At 63.0% G+C, this 16,976-nt stretch carries 13 protein-coding genes; 6 read left to right on the top strand and 7 right to left on the bottom strand.

The genetic code is table 11. The features are described 5' to 3' along the window. Positions 1–73 precede the first annotated feature (73 nt). Positions 74–676 (bottom strand): penicillin-binding transpeptidase domain-containing protein, encoded by a 603-nt coding sequence (locus tag DU505_RS18330; RefSeq protein WP_245948060.1) that lies wholly within the window; start codon positions 674–676, stop codon positions 74–76. A 177-nt stretch (positions 677–853) separates the two neighbouring features. On the opposite strand from DU505_RS18330, the gene DU505_RS18325 reads away from it, so the two are divergent. Then, positions 854–1,747, top strand: coding sequence for a LysR family transcriptional regulator (locus DU505_RS18325; protein ID WP_114480432.1), 894 nt, complete (start codon positions 854–856; stop codon positions 1,745–1,747). A gap of 35 nt (positions 1,748–1,782) precedes the next feature. Here the strand turns inward: DU505_RS18325 and DU505_RS18320 are convergent, their stop codons facing one another. Next, a complete protein-coding gene (locus DU505_RS18320) occupies positions 1,783–2,826 on the bottom strand; it encodes a proline racemase family protein (RefSeq protein ID WP_114480431.1) in 1,044 nt (347 codons plus the stop codon). Continuing rightward, positions 2,823–3,959 (bottom strand): alcohol dehydrogenase catalytic domain-containing protein, encoded by a 1,137-nt coding sequence (locus tag DU505_RS18315; RefSeq protein ID WP_114480440.1) that lies wholly within the window; start codon positions 3,957–3,959, stop codon positions 2,823–2,825. The genes DU505_RS18320 and DU505_RS18315 overlap by 4 nt, the downstream gene beginning before the upstream one ends. A gap of 392 nt (positions 3,960–4,351) precedes the next feature. On the opposite strand from DU505_RS18315, the gene DU505_RS18310 reads away from it, so the two are divergent. Then, complete coding sequence (locus DU505_RS18310) at positions 4,352–5,389, top strand: diacylglycerol/lipid kinase family protein (RefSeq protein WP_114480430.1); 1,038 nt, start codon at positions 4,352–4,354, stop codon at positions 5,387–5,389. Here DU505_RS18310 and DU505_RS18305 read toward each other — a convergent pair. Beyond that, the gene (locus DU505_RS18305) at positions 5,282–6,604 is read right to left on the bottom strand and encodes an acyltransferase family protein (RefSeq protein WP_114480429.1); all 1,323 of its coding nucleotides are present in this window, start codon (positions 6,602–6,604) and stop codon (positions 5,282–5,284) included. The genes DU505_RS18310 and DU505_RS18305 overlap by 108 nt on opposite strands. A gap of 183 nt (positions 6,605–6,787) precedes the next feature. Between DU505_RS18305 and DU505_RS18300 the strand changes: the two genes are divergently transcribed. Together DU505_RS18300 and DU505_RS18295 are read left to right on the top strand one after the other, a co-directional pair. After that, the gene (locus DU505_RS18300; RefSeq protein WP_114480439.1) at positions 6,788–10,396 is read left to right on the top strand and encodes a S41 family peptidase; all 3,609 of its coding nucleotides are present in this window, start codon (positions 6,788–6,790) and stop codon (positions 10,394–10,396) included. Between the two features lie 117 nt (positions 10,397–10,513). Next, positions 10,514–11,674 carry an MFS transporter gene (locus DU505_RS18295; protein WP_114480428.1) on the top strand — a complete coding sequence of 387 codons (1,161 nt, stop codon included), beginning with the start codon at positions 10,514–10,516 and terminating at the stop codon, positions 11,672–11,674. A 14-nt stretch (positions 11,675–11,688) separates the two neighbouring features. Here the strand turns inward: DU505_RS18295 and DU505_RS18290 are convergent, their stop codons facing one another. Both DU505_RS18290 and DU505_RS18285 read right to left on the bottom strand, forming a co-directional pair. After that, positions 11,689–12,921 (bottom strand): DUF3422 domain-containing protein, encoded by a 1,233-nt coding sequence (locus DU505_RS18290; protein ID WP_114480427.1) that lies wholly within the window; start codon positions 12,919–12,921, stop codon positions 11,689–11,691. Between the two features lie 117 nt (positions 12,922–13,038). Further along, positions 13,039–13,956 carry an alpha/beta hydrolase gene (locus DU505_RS18285; RefSeq protein WP_114480426.1) on the bottom strand — a complete coding sequence of 306 codons (918 nt, stop codon included), beginning with the start codon at positions 13,954–13,956 and terminating at the stop codon, positions 13,039–13,041. Positions 13,957–14,162: 206 nt separating this feature from the next. Here DU505_RS18285 and DU505_RS18280 point away from each other — a divergent pair, with 206 nt between their 5' ends. Together DU505_RS18280 and DU505_RS18275 are read left to right on the top strand one after the other, a co-directional pair. Next, a complete protein-coding gene (locus DU505_RS18280; protein ID WP_114480425.1) occupies positions 14,163–15,224 on the top strand; it encodes an acyltransferase family protein in 1,062 nt (353 codons plus the stop codon). Positions 15,225–15,269: 45 nt separating this feature from the next. Beyond that, positions 15,270–16,163, top strand: coding sequence for a universal stress protein (locus DU505_RS18275; RefSeq protein WP_114480424.1), 894 nt, complete (start codon positions 15,270–15,272; stop codon positions 16,161–16,163). A 38-nt stretch (positions 16,164–16,201) separates the two neighbouring features. On the opposite strand, the gene DU505_RS18270 is transcribed toward DU505_RS18275, so the two are convergent. Further along, positions 16,202–16,915: a DUF3581 domain-containing protein gene (locus DU505_RS18270; protein ID WP_114480423.1), complete on the bottom strand. Its 714-nt coding sequence runs from the start codon at positions 16,913–16,915 to the stop codon at positions 16,202–16,204. Between the last annotated feature and the right edge of the window lie 61 nt (positions 16,916–16,976).

The raw sequence follows: 16,976 nt of genomic DNA, 5'->3' as shown, positions 1-16,976 counted from the left end.
CTTTCGAGGCGCCTCCAATACGCTTAACTCACTCATGGTAGGTGTCCACTAAGCAATAGGTGGACACCTACCGTCATCGAAGTCGGGGCTCAGCGAAAGGTGTGTTCACCGGACGCATACGCTGGTTCGCCTCGTCGAATGGCAGCTCGTTGCGATAGAGCCGCTCGAGAAACTCGATCTGCTCCTCGGCCGATATCTCCAGCATGCCCTCCTCGAGCCAGAAGTTTTCGAGGTCGTCGCCGATGTCGGCGTTACCGTAGTCGATCGCTTCCAGATTGCGGCGCTCGTTCTCCTCGCCCAGCTCCCGGGCGAAGAGCTGATAGAGCCACACCACCGAGAGGCGCATGCCCGAGCGCAAGTCGTGGTCGGCGTTCCACTGAGAAAAGTCACGCTCGACGCCATCCCAGGGAAAGACCTGGAACTCGTCCTCCACAACATCGGCATCCAGGACGAAGAGTGTGTGGGGAATCTTGAAGGTGGAGGCGGGCAAGAAGCGCTGCCGGGCTCGCTCGCTGTCGTGCACCAGCGTGGTAGTGGCGCCGTCTCGCTTGTCGACCACCAGCAGCGTGCCGCTGGCGTCGTTGGCACGAAAGATCTCGCTCCAGTCGGCGCGTTCCTGCCACGCATCGGCCAGGGCACCAGAGGGAGTCAGGGACAGTACGAGAGCGCAAGCCATCATTGTCCTTTGCGCAATTTTTTTTAGCTTCAAGGGTCCTAGGGTCATGGTTCCATCCGCTCGTCATGGGTTCGTTCATCAAGGGTGAAGCAACGCGTCGGATGTGAGATTAGCGAAGGCCTGGCTGCCGCCACAAACCATGATATCTTGCATGAGCCATAAACTGAGCTTGGGCTTATGACGAGACCCTATCTACCATTGAATGCCCTGCGCGCTTTCGAGGCCTCGGCCCGCCACCTGAGCTTCACCCGGGCAGCCGACGAGTTGAACGTGACCCAGGCGGCGGTGAGCCACCAGGTCAAGCTGCTGGAGGAGCGCCTGGCCGTGGGGTTGTTCAAGCGCCTGCCCCGTGGGTTGATGATCACCGCCGAAGGCGAGGCGCTGCTTCCGGTGATGCGCGATGCCTTCGATCGCATGGCGAACATGCTGGAGCGGCTCGAAGGCGGCAGGGTACGCGACGTTCTCAACGTGGGCGCGGTGGGCACCTTCGCAGTAGGCTGGCTGCTGCCACGCCTGCCACGCTTTCAGTCCGCCCACCCTCTTGTCGAGGTTCGCCTGTCGACCCACAACAATCGGGTCGACATGGCCATCGAGGGGCTCGATTACGCCATTCGCTTCGGTGATGGCGCCTGGCACGGGCTCGAGGCGCAGCGGCTCTTCGACGCCCCGCTTTCCGCCCTGTGTACCCCTCGCCTGGCCGAATCTCTGCTCACGCCGGCAGACCTGGTCCGCCACACCCTGCTGCGCTCTTACCGAGAGAACGAATGGACGCACTGGTTCGCCGCTGCAGGCGTATCACGGCCGCCGGCACGTGCCAATGGCGTGACCTTCGACTCCTCCCTGGCGATGATGGAGGCCGCGGTACAGGGCGCGAGGGTTGCCCTTGCCCCGCCGCGAATGTTTGCCCGCCAGTTGAGCAGCGGCGATGTCGTGCAGCCCTTCGAGATCCATGCCGCGCTGGGCAGCTACTGGATCACGCGACTCAAGTCACGCACGCCAACCGACGCCATGGACGCCTTCGAGGCATGGCTGCTCGACGAGATACGCCTGGTATACGGCAGCGACGCCTAGCGGCGTAGCGACAGCGGAACAGATCGTCGGAGTGGCTATTTGTGACGGCTACTGAGGATATGGTGCAGGCTGCCACACACCACCATGGGGTCCTCGCAGTTAATCACGATCTCCGAACGGGCGAGGACGTAGCTCTTGCCGGTAATGGTGTTCTCGACCACCTGATGCTTGCCGCCGGCCTCGCGCGCCGAGACGAACTCGCCGATAAACCCCGTTTCCCGCAAGGAGACGGTTTCCAGCCGATCACCGGGCTTTATGGTGCCTTCGTAGTGCATCAGCGCTAGCCGGGCCGAGGTACCGGTACCGGTGGTGCTGCGACAGATCACCCCGGGATGCACGTAGGTGGCCGAGCGCGAACGGTAGAAGTCGTCGGCGACCTGGTCGACCGGCCCCATGAAGTGCAGGAAGGGCAGCGGCCCCACATCGCCCAGGGTGTAGTGGGAAAAGCCGCTGCGGGCCTGGATCGCCTCGACGATGCGATGGGCACATTCTGCCAGCGCCCGCTCCTCCTCGCGCTTGAGGGAGAAGCCCAGCTCGGTCGCATCCACCAGGGCGTAGAAGCCACCGCTATAGGCGATGCTGTAGGTCACGTCACCGACGGAGGGCACGTGGATGGTGGCACGATGGGTGTCGATGTAGCTGGGCAGCCCGCCACAGGTGATGGCTTCCACCACGCCATTCTCGACGCGCGCTTCGATCTGCACCAGCCCCGCCGGCGACTCCAGCATGAAACGCTGCCGACCTTCCCGCTTGGGAATCAGGCCGCTCTCCAGCAGCGCCGTGGCCGTACAGATCGTATTGGAGCCGGAGTAGATGGGGTAGCCCATCACCTCCATGATGATGTAGCCCATGCTGGCCTTGGGGTCGGTGGCCGGAACGATGAGGTCCACCGACATTTCGGGAATACCGTAGGGCTCTTCCAGCAGCAGCCGGCGCAGGCCATCGGCATCGTTTTCCAGATACTCCATCTGCTGCCGGACCGTGTCCCCGGGCAGCGGATCGATGCCACCGATCACGATCCGGCTAACGTCGCCGCCGGCATGGGTATCGATCAGGCGCAGCGTCAGTTCGTGGCTCATGCCTTCTCCTCGAGTGCGTAGGGTGCGCCGTGCTCGGCCCATTGGGAGTCGGGCACGATAACGATCTTGCCCAGGTAGTTGCTCCCACGATTGACGAAGTAGGATTCGGCATCGTGCAGGTTGGAGAGCTTGAAGGCCGCATGCAACACCGGCTTGAGCTGACCGGTACGAATCCACTCGATCAGTTGCTCCGCCTCTTCACGGGTGCCGTGCGAGACGCCGAATATCTGCACCTGGTAGAGGTAGATCCGGGTCCACATGATTTCGCTGAGGTTACCGCCGCTGGCTCCGGCGATGGAGAGGCGCGGGTAGGTGGAACGGCGCTTCATGTCGACGATCATGGTATCGATGAAGCGATCCGTCATTTCGCCGCCGACCAGATCCATCACGGCATCGATCGGGGCGCCGCCGGTAGTTTCCAGTACCCGGTCGACGAAGGTGGGCAGGTCCCCGCGGTCGATCACCGCCTCGGCGCCCAGCGCAAGTAGCGCATCCGCCTTGTCGGGCTGGCTCACGGCATAGGGTACCGCGCCGACGATACGGCACAGCTGTATCAGCGCGGTACCCACGCCGCCACTGGCGCCGCTGACCAGCACTCTTTCGCCGACAGCCACGTTGGCCGAGGTCATCATGTGGTAGGCGGTCTGGTAGGAGCACATGCCCATCGAGGCCAGTTCCGCATCGCTCAGGCCAGGGTTGTCCACCGTATGGAACTGATCGGACGGCACCGCGACGTACTCGGCGAAACCACCATCGGCGCCATGGCCGTAGTAGTCCGGCATCAGATTGAGGTCGCGTCGCGCGTCGGGGTAGAGGTTGAAGTCCAGCAGCCCGCGCTGGCCGATACGACCGGGGTCCACTCCTTCGCCCACCGCCGCCACACGCCCGGCCACGTCGGCGCCCTGGATGCGCGGAAAGGTCAGCGTCGGCGACCCGCCCATGGCGAAGGAGGTCACCTCCCCCTTCTCCTTGGTGGGGTAGAGACCTTCACGGGCCTTGCGGTCGGTATTGTTCTTGGCCGTCGCCGTGACCCGCACCAGCACTTCGCCCGGCCCGGGCTTCGGCGTGGACACGTCGTCATGGTAGACCAGCTTGTCGAGGCCGCCATGGCCGGTCAGCAGCATCGCAGCCATTGTCTCGGGTACGCTCTCTGTCAGGGTATCGGATGCCACGCTCCACCTCCTGGGTTTGATGGGAAAGTTGTATGAGCAGGGTTGCTGGATATGATTGCTGGACAAGGTTGACGGGTATCTCTCAGCCCCAACCTAGCAAAGATTTGTCAGACTCCCAGAGGAGCCCGGAAAGAGCAGATTGAACCACGACCCCCGCCCCGTGAAACATCACCCTACCGGCCGATTTCTTTCTGTATTGTATGGATTTCGTGTCACTTCTTTCTTCTGCGCGACGCAGCGAAGAACGGCGACACGGAGGACAGGGGTCCAAATCGATATGTTGGAGATGCATCTGCCCGGCTGGCTGGCTAAGCTCATGGATGCACGGGGCGCAGGGGTAAGGAGACACCGCAATGCGTGACTGGTTGATCATCAATGGCAAGGCGGGCGATGGAAAGCGCGGCGAGTCATTCTGGAAGGCCCACCTGAATGCAGCGGGCATAACCGATTTCACGACACGCGACCTGACGGAATCGACCTGGGATAGCGATATCCGCGAAGGCGATCGAATACTGGTGGCTGGTGGCGATGGTTCCGTCAACCGGGTGGCATCGGTTTGCGTCGAGCGAAAAACGACCCTGGCTGTGCTGCCCTCGGGAACGGCGAACGATTTTTCCCGAAACCTGGGGCTGCCGGAAGATCCGGCGGAGCTGTGCCGGCTGATCGCTTCGGGCCAGTCCGCCGATGTCGATGTGGCATGGATCGATGACCGGCTGTTCCTCAATGTCGCCCATATCGGCTTGGGAACGGTGCCCGCCCAGGAAGCCTCCACCAAACACAAGTCGCTCTGGGGGCGCTTCAGCTACCTGGCCGTGCTGGTGCAGAAGATGAGTATCCAGCGTGGCTTTCATGGCCGAATCGAGCATGACGATGGCGTTGCCGAAGGGCGCTGGTTGACCATTGCGGTGGCATCGGGCGCCTTCTTCGGTGGCGGCCAGCGTATCGAGGAAACCCGAATCGACGATGGCAAGCTCGATATTGTCGCCGTGCGCCCCAGGTCGAGAATTCGTCTGTTGATGGTGTTCCTGGCAACACGGCTACTAAGGCAGGAGCCCCGTGACACCTCCACAGTGATCCACGCCAAGTCATTGCAGTGCCGCATCCAGCTGCAACACGCCAAGACATTGACCGCCGACGGCGAGATTATCGGCCGTGTTACGGACACCACAGCGAAGACCAGCCCTGGTGTGCTCAAGGTCATCTGTCGGCGTATCGTGACCGCCTGCCCCGACCCCGCCGAAGCCACCGGACTGAAACAGTCACTGCTCGGCCTGCTGATGTCGTCACTTTCGGGCACGCAGCAGCCAGGAGGCGAGTGCCACCCCCACCAAGCCAAGGGTGGCACCGGGAAAGGCACCCAGACCAAGGCTGACCCCCAGACCGACAAATAACGCGCCCCCTCCCATGAGAATGGCCGGAGTGCTGGTCGCGTGCGGTACACCCTGCTTGCGGAAGCGCTCGTAGGCCACCACTACGATCATGACCGGGGTGACCATCAGTATGCAGAGCCCAAGCCACTCCAGCCGGCCGATCCAGAAGCCGGGCTCTCCGGGAAGGCCGGCATTGATCGGCCAGTCCAGGCGCATTCCCAGCCAAGTGGCGGGAAGCTCGGCGAACTTGTGCCAGAGGTAGAGCTGCAGCCCCAGAGCGCCGAACATCGCCATCCAGGGCCCCATGTGCTGGCGCTTGAGAAAGTTGCGCACCGGTGTTTCGAAGAGCACGACCAAACCGACCTGGAGCCAAATCACCCCGAGCAGCGCCAGGGTCGGCGGCAGCAGGTTGGTGTGGCCTCCTACGTTGCCATTGACCATGGAGACGGGATAGCCGGCCGCCACGGCCAGCCCCAGCCAGGCCACCCCGAGCAGCAGCAGACCCAGGCCGGTACGACGACCGAAAAACCGGCCGTGCCACCAGGCGATGCCGAGCTGCTGCGGCAACACCCAGACAAGGGCGATGTTGATCCAGCCAAAATAATTGTGGGTGTCGGTGACCAGCACGCCGAACTCGAGCATGTCAGCGATACCAGAGGGTCGAGCACGCAGCAGATCAACCAGGGCAATGCACAGGACCAGGCCGGCAACGGCCTTGAGCCCCCAGCGACGGTCGGCCCAGACGCAAAGCGGCAGCAGCAGCTGTACCCCAAGCAGGATCAGCAGGAACCAGAGGTGAACCGTCAGCGAGTGGTTGAGGGGGCCAAGAACGCCATCCCTGGTGATGAGAGCGGTAAGTGCGAAACCGGTCAGAACCGCCAGGTAAGTGACGGTGGGCCGCGCCAGCCCCAGGGCACGGCCCGCCCACCAGTGCAGGTGAGGCTTGCCCTTCTCCAGCCGTTGCAGGACGCCTTGGGCACTGACCGCGGCAGAGACAAACACAAACAGCGGCACCACCTGAACCAACCAGGTATACAGTCCGGCCGGCTCCCAAACGTGGAGGATATGGTCGGTATCCACCAGAATGCCACCTTCGACACGGGGCAAGGTCGCCGCCCAATGCCCCAGCACTACGATCAGCAGTGCCAGGGCACGCAGTGCATCCGGATAGGGGTCCCGTTCGTCACTTTCTATAGTCTTTTGTTGTGTATCGTTCTTTGGCCGCGCGTCGCTCACAGGCTGTCTCCCTCTCCTTGCTGTTCCGGATCCTGATTCCCTGCCCCTTTTCTAGTCTTGCCCCTGCCCTCCTGTCGTCAACTCTCAGTGTAACGATATGTCGCCACCATTCGAACGAGCGTGGGTTTGTTGCTACGTTGAGCTGGGCACGCTTCTGCAAATGATAAGGCTTGGCGAATGGGAATGGCGCGCGATATTGGCAGCATGCTGGGTAACGCAGCACAGCGAATGGCTCTGGTGGCAGTCACGGGAGGGCTACTGGCCAGCGCCCCGACGACAGCGACGGCGGAAGTCGGCCTGCCCCGCTTTCCTTCCATCAGCCCGGACGGCTCGGCACTCATCTTCAGTTGGCGAGGCGATCTCTGGCGGGTCCCAACCGACGGCGGCAACGCCATCCGCCTGACACGCCACGACCTCGACGACCTCTATTCGAGCTGGAGCCCGGACGGGGAGTGGATCGTGTTCGCCTCGATGCGCGACGGCTACCTGAACCTGTGGCGCATGCGTCGTGACGGGGGGGAGCTGACCCAGATCACCCACGGCGACCAGCATCTGCGCAACCCGACCTATGGCGTCAACGAGGACGGTGAACCGGTCATTACCTTCTCCGGCATGCTCGAAGCCGATGTCTACCGCGACCAGCGTCCCTATCAGCTGTCACCGGAGGGTGGCGAATATCGCCGGCTGCATGATGCCTTCGGCTCCGAGCCGCAGCTTTCGCCCGATGGACAGCGTGTCGTCTTTACCCGCGGCGGCGCTTACCACGGCTGGAATCGACGCCACTACCGCGGGCCGGACGCCATGAACGTCTGGCTGCATGATCGTGAAACCGGCGAGTTCGAAGCCCTTACCGAACGCGATGGAGACGATGGCAGTGCACGCTGGGCCAACGACGAGACGCTGCTCTTCATGTCGGACAGGGAAGACGAAACGGTCAATCTCTATCGGCTCGAACTGGAAGACGAGACGCGGACCTTGGAGCGTCTCACCGACTTCGATGAGCGCGACCTGCAGCACTTCGATGTTTCCCGGAACGGCAGCACCGCCATCCTGCAGGTCTGGGACACCCTTCTCACCCTGGACCTGGAAGACCCCGATGCCATGCCAGAGCCGGTATCGCTGCGTGCTGCGGCGGACGGCCGGGACAACCATGAACTGCGCCGGATCAACCGGGACGTGAGCGAGGCGGCGCTCAGCCCTGACGGCCAGACCATGGCCTATATCGCCTACGGCAGGGTGTACGTGCGGCATATGGATGACCAGAGCCCGACCCAGGCCGTGACGCCAGGCACCCACGCCCGCCACAAGGACATCGCCTGGTCCCCCGATGGCCTGGTGCTCTATTTCGTCAACGACAGCGACGGCACCGAATCGATTCACGAGGCCCGCGTAGCCCTGACCCGGGACGAGATCCGCCAGACCCACGAAGGGCTGTCATCCGATGAGCGCCCCACTCGCAGCTGGGAATTCACGGCGCCACCCCCCGAGCCGCCAGCCTTGGCCGCCCCCGAGGAGCCGAGCGAACCGGACCCCGATGTCAACGGTGAGCCGGATCTTGCATTGCAGGGAGAAGACCCCGAAGACCCGTTCGCCCCGCAGGACCCGGGCTTTCTGATCACGCCCATTCTGCTGCCGACCCCGTCGACCCCGGTGGATGAGCCGGAGCCGCTGCAGGATCAGCCGATAGAGTCCGAAAGTATTCCGGAAGTGGAGCTCGACGACGAGGTTGTCGAGGATGTACTGCCCGAGCGCGATCCGTCCCGCTGGCATGACGCGGTCCAGTTCGATGTTCAGCCGCTGGTGGCAAGCGAACACAACGACCGTCAGGTCTCTCCGTCCCCGGACGGCCGCTCCCTCGCTTTCCGTCGCGGACGCGGCGACCTGATGATAAGGGATCTGGAGAGCGGCGATGAGAGAACCCTGGTCGAAGGCTGGGACAGTTTCACCCACTGGCGTTGGTCGCCGGACAGCCGCTATATCGCCTTTTCCCGTAACGACCTGAACTTCAGCGCCAACATCTTCATCGTGCCGGCAGACGGCTCGACAGCACCGGTCAACATCACCCGGCATCCCCGCAACGACCTCAATCCTCGCTGGTCGGCCGACGGTCGCAAGCTGAGCTTTATCTCCAATCGTTCAGGCGACAGCTACGACCTGTACAGCGTCTATCTCGACCGTGTCATCGAGACCTACACCCCGCGCGAGCGGACCACCTACTATCGCAACGCTCGCAACGAGGCCGACGACCGCTCACCGCTGCCGGTCATCCGGGAGGAGAGCCAGGAACAGGATGTCACGGACGAGCCGGTGCTCGAGCTGGAGAGCGCCTGGCGCCGGGTGGAACGTATCACCGCCTCCCCCACCCATCAATCGGCCAACGAGATGACGCCGGGCGGCGACCGCTACGTTTTCAACGCGGGAAGCGAAGGTCTGTTCGTCATGGACTGGGACGGCGGCAACCGGACACGGCTGGGGCCGATGGCCAACGTGCAGCACCTGAGCACCACCGGCGACCGCGTGGTCTATATCAGCGATGGCCGCGTGGGGGTGGCACGGCTTTCGGGGGGGACCCATCAGCGACCCGATATCTCGGACCGCATTCGCATCAACCGGCAAGCGCAGTCGCTGCAGAAATTCAACGAAGCGGCACGGATGATAGGAGAGAGCTTCTATCGCGAGGACATGAAGGGGCTGGACTGGCCACAGGTGGTCGAGGAGTACGAAACGCTGATACGTCGCGCACGCACGCCCAGCGAGTTCAGCGACATAGCCAATCGGCTGATGGGCGAGCTCGCTGCCTCTCACATGGGCGTATCCAATCCAGGGCCAGTGTCGGCGCTGCGCGAGCCCTCCGGCCGGTTCGGCATCGAGCAGGAACGCATCGTGTCGCAGGTTGACGGCAGGGCCGGATACCGTGTCACCGACGTGATACCCGAAGGGCCGGCGAGCCGAGGCCCCATGCCTCTGCGGGAAGGCGATATCATCACCGAGATCGACCTCCAGCCCTTCGAAGCGAGCGATACGCTACTGCTCAGCCTGCGTGGGCTTGTCGACCAGGAGGTGATCGTCACCTTCGACCGCCCCGGTGACACTGGCTATACCGAGTACCGTACCATGCTGACTCCGACAAGCATGGGTGACCTTGCTCGGCTGAAATATGATCACTTCCGCGAGGCAACTCGCCGCCAGGTGGAGGCGCTCTCCGACGGCCGGATCGGGTATCTGCATATCCAGGCCATGAACCAGACCTCGCTGGAGGGCTTCCAGGGCGACCTCTATGCCGCCGCGACCGGCAAGGAGGGGCTGATCATCGATGTACGCAATAACGGTGGCGGACACACCACGGACCGCATCCTGACCTCGATCATGGCGGGCGAACACGCCTACACGGTTCCCGTTGGTGCGGATCCGGAGACGACCGGCCATTACCCGCAGGACAGGCTGGACGCGCCTCGCTATACCCTGCCGATCAATATGCTGGTCAACGAGAAGAGCTACTCCAATGCCGAAATTCTGGCCCACGCCTTCTCCACCCTGGGCCGCGGCAACCTGGTGGGCCAGCAGACCTACGGCGGGGTAATCTCCACCAACAGCTACAGCCTCATCGACGGCGCGACCGTCCGCCGGCCGTTCCGGGGCTGGTTCCTGCCCGACGGGACAGACATGGAACACAATGGGGCAATGCCCGATATCCCGGTCGAACAGACGCCCGAGGATGAAGTCGCCGACCGCGATCGCCAACTGGAGCGTGCCGTGTCGGACCTGCTGGCCCAGCTCGACGCACGGGAGTGACCTCGGAAAATGACCGAGGGCCTGTCGATTCAGGCAGGCCCTCCCGGAGGATGGGAGGATCCTCGGCCAGCGACTGTGCGACAATCGCCCGCTTGCCAACGACACCAGGGAGCGGAAATGCTGGCCTTCACGCGTCGACACGGTGGCCGTGTCACCCTGACCTACTTTCTGGTGCTTATCGCTATTGGCATGAGCGGAGGCCTGCTGGGTCCGGCGCTGCCACACCTGGCGGAAGCGACCGGCTCCGGCATGGGGCAGATCGCCGTGCTGTTCACGGCCAGGGCGCTGGGCAATATGCTCGGCTCGGTGATATCCGGCCTGTTGATCGATCGCTTCTCCGGCCACAGGGTGTTGTGCGCCATGCTCGTGCTGATGGCGCTTGGGCTCGCAGCAGTGCCCTTCAGCCAGACGCTGGCCCTGCTCACGGCGATCATCTTCGTACTCGGTTTCGCCGAAGTCTCGCTCAATGCCGGATCCAACACCCTGCTACTCTGGACCCACGGCACCGCCTCCACCCCCTGGATCAGCGCACTGCATTTCTGCTTCGGATTCGGCAATATGCTGGTGCCGCTGGTGCTGGTAGCCGTGCTGGCGGTGACAGGGCAGTTTGCCTGGGCCTTCTGGCTGGTCGCGCTGCTGGGACTGTCGCTGCTCTGGCCCCTGGCTCGGCAAGCAAGCCCACGCCCCCTGGTCGACAAACGCCATGACAAGCCCGCCACGCCGCGCTCCGACCCCTGGCTGCTGGCCATCTTCATGCTGATGTTTGGGCTCTACGTAGGCATGGAGATTACCTTCGCCGGCTGGGCGACCTCCTACGGCACCCTGAGCGGAATGACTCCGCAGGGCGCCGCCATGCTGGTCACCCTGTTCTGGTTGACGCTCTCCGCCGGCCGCCTGCTGGCGATCCCACTACTCAGGCTCTTTTCCCCCTGGACGGTGCTGATCAATTGCCTGGGGCTCGGATTGGCCACGGCCCTCTCACTGCATGTCGCCTGGCTACCGCTGCCCATGATGGCACTGCTGTTTGGGCTCTCTGCCTCGGCCATCTTTCCCACGCTGTTCGGCCTCTGCAATCAGTTGATGACCATGAGTGGCCGTAATACGGGCCTGATCTTCCTGTCGGCCGGGATCGGCGCCCTGGGTGTACCATCACTGACCGGCCCTATGCTGGAGTGGGCCGGCGCAGCGGCCTTTCCACTCCTCCTGGCGGCACTGATGGGCCTGCTGTTGCTGGGCCTCGCCATGCTACATGCCAGGGTCAAGAGTGTGACAGCCTGAGGTTGTCCCGCACCTCAGTGGTGCTTGACCCGCCAGATACGCCAGGCAAGCACGCCGATGATGGCAAGCCCTAGCGGACCAATGATCGACGCGGCCACGCTGGGCACCACAGGCACCCCAAGGGCCCCGAGACTCTCCAGCGACAGCTTGAACAGGCTAAACACGTAGTAGCTGATGACGATGATCGAGAGTCCCTCGACCGCCTTCTGGATCTTCAGCTGACTGCTGGCGCGCTCGTTGAGGCTGTGCAGGATGCCCGAGTTCTGCTCCTCGATCTCGACCTGGGCACGGGTTCGCAGCAGGTCGTTGAGCCGCGCCACGCTCTCGGCCAGGCTCTCCTGGCGCCGATTGATCGCGGCACAGAAATGCACCGTGGGACGAAAGCGGCGCAGGATGAAGGTCCCGAGGCGGGGACACTCCTGCACTCGCGATTCACGCAACTCCTCAATCCGGGTATAGACGATACGGGCGTAGGCCTCGGTGGCACTGAAGCGCTGCCGCGACCGGGCGCCGCTACGCTCCAGGCGAGCCGAGAGCAGTGAGAGGGCCGACAGCAGCGGGCGCGGGTTGGTCTCCGCCTGCTCGGCATTGCGATCCGAGAGTTCGCCGAGCTCGGTCTCGTAGCCCTGCAGTTCGAGGCCGAGTTCCTTGGCCAGGGGCAGCGACAGCGAGGCCATCATGCGGTAGGTCTCGATCTCCAGCAGTCGGCGCACCATGCGACCGAGACGGAAGGCGTTGAGCCTGCGGTTGATCAGCAGCAGGTGATTCACGCCCTCCTCGGTAAGACGAAAATCACTCCATACGGTGGCGTCGCCATCCCCCACCAGAGAGCCAGCCGGGTCGTTGAAACCATACGCCTCCCCCTTCCCGCTCCAGGCCTCCTCGGCCTCCACCAGGACCAGGGTGGCATTGATCAGCAAAGCCTGATTGGCAGCGATGATCGACGCCAGTGGCTCGGGCGGCGCCGGCCATCGTTCGCGGTCGCTGCCACGCGGTACCAGCAGGGTGAGAGTGAAGAATTCGGTATGCCGCTCCCACTTCAGGGTCATGCCCTCGAAGGCCAGAATTTCCTGAACGGAATCGGTATCCAGCGCGAGACCCGTTATCGCGCCCAGCTGTGCCAGGATGGCATCACAGCCTCCACCTTCATCCAGAAAGGCGTAGTGGTGGACGTGGGCCGGCTCCGAGAAGTAGATGGAGGGCCGGGCGTGCAGTTCGTTGTGCAGTCGTTCTCGCTGTGGGTGCATGCCGGGGCCTGGAAGGAAAGTTGTTGCTCGAGACTAAGGTCTTATGGCCCCCAAGCCAACCGTTAATGCGAGAACGTCGCGTCAAGCCCAGTTGCCTCCCGCTGCAATACCAGGTCGCTAGCGTTGCCTCCAACGGCTGTCGACAGCCTCCTGCTGCGCCAGTGTCTCCAGGGGTACCGGCCCCTGCAGGAACTCGAACATCCACTCGAGAGCGACGGGCAGGCTGGCCCGCCACACCTGCCATGTGTGTCCGCCACCCAACACGTCCAGGGGTACCAGCTCGGGCTGATGGTTCTTCAGTGCCTGGTGCACCAGCCGGGCGTGGTGCTTGGCGTTGTAGACGTCACGGTTACCGGCGCTAAGATAAAGTGGCACGACGATGTCCCGTTCCAGGTAACGATCGAGATGGGCGGTGTAGTTGCTCTGCTGCCAGAGATCGACATCGAACTGTCCGTCGTCGTCGAGGAAAGCCGGGTGACGGTGTGCCGAGGAGTGGGCCGGCGGAAGGGGATGATAGCTGGCCGGGCTCAGGGCCGCGGCGGCACCGAAGCGCTCCGGCCTCTCGAGTGCGAAGTTGAGGCTGCCATAGCCCCCGGCGGAAAGCCCCGCCACACCGCGCCACTCCCGCTGCGGAACCACCTGCCAGGTCTCCTCCACCCGGGGAATGAGCTCGTCGAAGAAGGCCGTGCGTGCCGCCTCGTTGTAGCCGTCGATCCACCAGCTCTCGCTGCCGGGCATCACGATGACTACCGGTGGAATGACGCCTTGGTGAATGAGGCGGTCCGCGGTCTCCTTCAGCCCCCCGCGCTCGACCCAGTCGGACTCGCTGCCGAAGGAGCCGTGCAGCAGGTAGAGCACCGGATAGGCGAGATTGGATTCCCGATAACCTGCGGGCAGATAGAGGGTATAGGCGTAATCGCGCTCCAGTACCGTCGAAGGAAAGCGGTGATGGGTTACCTCACCGGCCAGGGCCGGTGAAGCTCCCAGTAGTAGCCCCAATCCAAGGAAGAAACGGATAGCGCGATTGATGATCATGCACGGCCTCCCTGTGCCCGGACACGGGTCAGTGAATCACTGTTTCCCAATCTGGGAATTTCTGCTCGTCCACGTGGTCGACAGCATGGCGGTACAGGATGTTCCAATTGAGCTGTTCCTACTGAGCTATGCCAACGGGCTCTTTCATCGGACTCTTTCAACTTCAACAGGCCGTTTCAACAAAACCAGGGAAGGCCCGGGTGCCCATGAAGCAGATCGAGGAAATCTACTGGCTGCGCTTCTACGGCTGTCTCGCCGTTTTCGGTTTTCACCTCCTCGACCGCCTGAATCAGCGGGTCGACAATGTCTATGTCGACCTGGCCCGCATCCCCACCGTACTCGGCACGCCCATCTTCATCTTCATCTCTATTTTCCTGTTTGCGGCCCGCTACGGAAGCCGGCCGCCCGATGGCTTTCTCATCAAGCGCCTGCAGTACGTGATGGTGCCCTACCTGGTCTACGGGCTGATCTATTCGACCACCAATTTCTTCAGCCTGCGGCAGGAGGGTATCGATATTGGCTTTTGGGAGAACCTGGTCTTCTATCTGGTCTATGCCGGCTGGCACGGTTATTTCCTGATCATCGCCATGCAGTTCTACGCGTTCTACTGGCTTTATGCCCGCTATGGCCTGGAACACTGGCTGAAGCCCGGCCCCTGGCTGGTGATCGGCAGCCTGACCGGCATGGCCTACTGGGGGCTGACTCGCCTGTACGGCATCGAGCCACCCGGCTATCTGCTCTGGGTCGCCCCCCTGGGCTGGATCTACCTGTTCTTCCTGGCGATGCTGGTGGTTCGCTACTACCCACAGCTCACTCCCCACCGCCTGGATGAGGTGCCGGTGCTGAAACAGCTCTCGCAGCCAGCCTACCTGGCGGCCTACGTCGGCTTGATCGCCCTGCTGACGCTGCCCAACTGGCTGGCGTACTCCTCCAAGGAGGTCTGGGTGGTGCCGCTGTTCATCCTGTTCACCCTCAGCGCGGTCACTCGACTGCGCCACCGCCCGGCGACACCGCTGGTCAAGTACATCAATCAATACTCCTTCGGCATCTACCTGGCCCATCCCATGTTCTTCGCCATGGTGGATGCGGTGAACGAAGTCCTGGCCATGCCTCTGGCGGTATATACCCTCCTTCTGATCGTGGTTGGCCTGGCGGGCTCCATCTGGCTGAATCAGGTCGCCAACCGTACTCATTGGGGCGGCATGCTGTTCGGCAAGCGGCTGTTTGTGCCGGGTACCAGGCAGACGCCAACTGGGCAATTGCGCTAATCTGCAAGCCTGACTCACCATCTCTGTCTGCAAGGGAGACTTACCATGAGTGAGCGTATTTCGCTCGTGATCGTGCCAGTGGATGGCTCACCCACCGCCGATGCTGCGACACGACATGCCGCAATGCTGGCCCGCCTGCTCAAGGCATCACTGCAGCTACTGCATGTGATGCCATTGAATCCTCCGGAACTCAGCGACCTGCCCGCCAACCGGCACGCCGAGGCCGACCGGGACCGCTCACTGCGCCTGGAAGCCGCGAGGAGCGCCTTCTCCCGTGCCAGGCAGGTCATCGATCCGCCGCTGGAGACGGCCATCGACGAGGTAACCCTAGAGGACAACACCTTTATCCGCCATCCGGCACGCACCATCGTCGAGCATGCCCGGAACCACGCGGCATGCCTGCTGGTGATAGGGGCCCGCCATCTCAGCGATATGGGCAAGTTCGTGGAAGGAAGCGTCAGCAACGAGGTGGTCCACAAGGCCCGCTGTCCTGTCACTGTGGTGCATGCCGAAGCGGCCCCCGAGGACATACAGCGTATCGGCCGGGTGCTGGTGCCGGTGGACGGCTCACGTCACAGCGACAGGGCCGCCCTTCTGGCCGGCGACCTGGCACGCAGCGCCAATGCCGCGGTAGAACTGCTGTTCTGCCGACCGGCAGGCAAGCCGCCGCAACAGACCGACGAACCCACTGACGAGGCCGAGCGCATCTTCAACCGCGCCCGCAAGGTACTGGGCGATGTGCCAGCGGGTATCATCGAGCAGGTACTGACCGGAGAACGCTATGCCGAGGCCATTATCCAGCAGGCCAGGCGACACGAGGACTACCCGGTGATCATGATGGGCCGCAGGGGGCTCGGCACATGGCGGGAAAAGCTACTGGGGAGCGTCAGCCATCGGGTGATCGACCAGGCGCCATGCCCGGTCACCGTAGTGGTGTGAGCCGATCACCGTTGCGGCCTGAGCCGGCCGGCAACCTGTCAGCCGCCGGCTTCGTAGGCGGCCTTGAGCCGGTAGAACTCGGTGACGATTTCCTCCATGGCTGACGCGTCATAGTCGCACAGGCCGCTGACCACCAGTTTCTTCGAGCCACTGCCGACCTCCTCCCCACCATCGGTGATGCGAAACTGCAGGGTCACGTCGCCACGCTTGCCGTTCACCGCCAGGTTCGACTCCACCAAATCGAGCGAAGGCCTGAACAAGTCCAGTCTTTGCAGCGAGAAACCCATGCTGTCGTAGATCACCAGCGGGCGACGCGGATTGAACATGACGCCCTTCTCTTCCAGCAGCGGCTTGAGCACGTGGGGAAAGTTCTTGCCGGAAAACGCCACGTAACAGCGGGTGAAGGCCTCCACCACAGACTCGTCCCGGGTCGTTTCACCGCTGCGGGATACGTCGAGATAGCGCTTGCCGTCATCGTCGCTGACATCGATATGCCCGCTCTCCTGCTCCTTCAGACACAGCGAGGTCCCGTCACCGACCATGCTGCGGAAATGAAAATCCATCTCCCGGGAAAGGCCGAAGCGGCTTAACACCAAGGCGAACAGCAGATCGCCGGGTACGCAGAAGCGACGCGCCTGCGGATCGTGAATGGGATTGAAGTCGCCCGCGATACCCTTGGCGAAGTCGCTCGCCTGCTGTGCGGTGATGCGAATGCGCGAATCCGTTTGCGTATAGTAGGGATCAAGAAACATATGTGGTCCGGCCTGCCCTGGATGATGTGCCACAAAAAGTAACGGTGATGATGCCATAAAA

Source organism: Billgrantia montanilacus (assembly GCF_003336675.1).
GTDB lineage: Bacteria > Pseudomonadota > Gammaproteobacteria > Pseudomonadales > Halomonadaceae > Halomonas > Halomonas montanilacus.
Note: the sequence above shows the minus strand (reverse complement) of the source record. Positions and strands in the feature narration are given on the sequence as shown.

What these genes read in the sequence shown, in the direction of transcription:
- DU505_RS18275 (WP_114480424.1), top strand. Translation starts at nt 15,270, where the DNA reads ATGAGTGAGCGTATTTCGCTCGTGATCGTGCCAGTGGATGGCTCACCC.
- DU505_RS18320 (WP_114480431.1), bottom strand. Translation starts at nt 2,826, where the DNA reads ATGAGCCACGAACTGACGCTGCGCCTGATCGATACCCATGCCGGCGGC.
- DU505_RS18295 (WP_114480428.1), top strand. Translation starts at nt 10,514, where the DNA reads ATGCTGGCCTTCACGCGTCGACACGGTGGCCGTGTCACCCTGACCTAC.
- DU505_RS18290 (WP_114480427.1), bottom strand. Translation starts at nt 12,921, where the DNA reads ATGCACCCACAGCGAGAACGACTGCACAACGAACTGCACGCCCGGCCC.
- DU505_RS18315 (WP_114480440.1), bottom strand. Translation starts at nt 3,959, where the DNA reads ATGGCTGCGATGCTGCTGACCGGCCATGGCGGCCTCGACAAGCTGGTC.
- DU505_RS18330 (WP_245948060.1), bottom strand. Translation starts at nt 676, where the DNA reads ATGGCTTGCGCTCTCGTACTGTCCCTGACTCCCTCTGGTGCCCTGGCC.
- DU505_RS18280 (WP_114480425.1), top strand. Translation starts at nt 14,163, where the DNA reads ATGAAGCAGATCGAGGAAATCTACTGGCTGCGCTTCTACGGCTGTCTC.
- DU505_RS18310 (WP_114480430.1), top strand. Translation starts at nt 4,352, where the DNA reads ATGCGTGACTGGTTGATCATCAATGGCAAGGCGGGCGATGGAAAGCGC.
- DU505_RS18270 (WP_114480423.1), bottom strand. Translation starts at nt 16,915, where the DNA reads ATGTTTCTTGATCCCTACTATACGCAAACGGATTCGCGCATTCGCATC.
- DU505_RS18325 (WP_114480432.1), top strand. Translation starts at nt 854, where the DNA reads ATGACGAGACCCTATCTACCATTGAATGCCCTGCGCGCTTTCGAGGCC.
- DU505_RS18300 (WP_114480439.1), top strand. Translation starts at nt 6,788, where the DNA reads ATGGCGCGCGATATTGGCAGCATGCTGGGTAACGCAGCACAGCGAATG.
- DU505_RS18285 (WP_114480426.1), bottom strand. Translation starts at nt 13,956, where the DNA reads ATGATCATCAATCGCGCTATCCGTTTCTTCCTTGGATTGGGGCTACTA.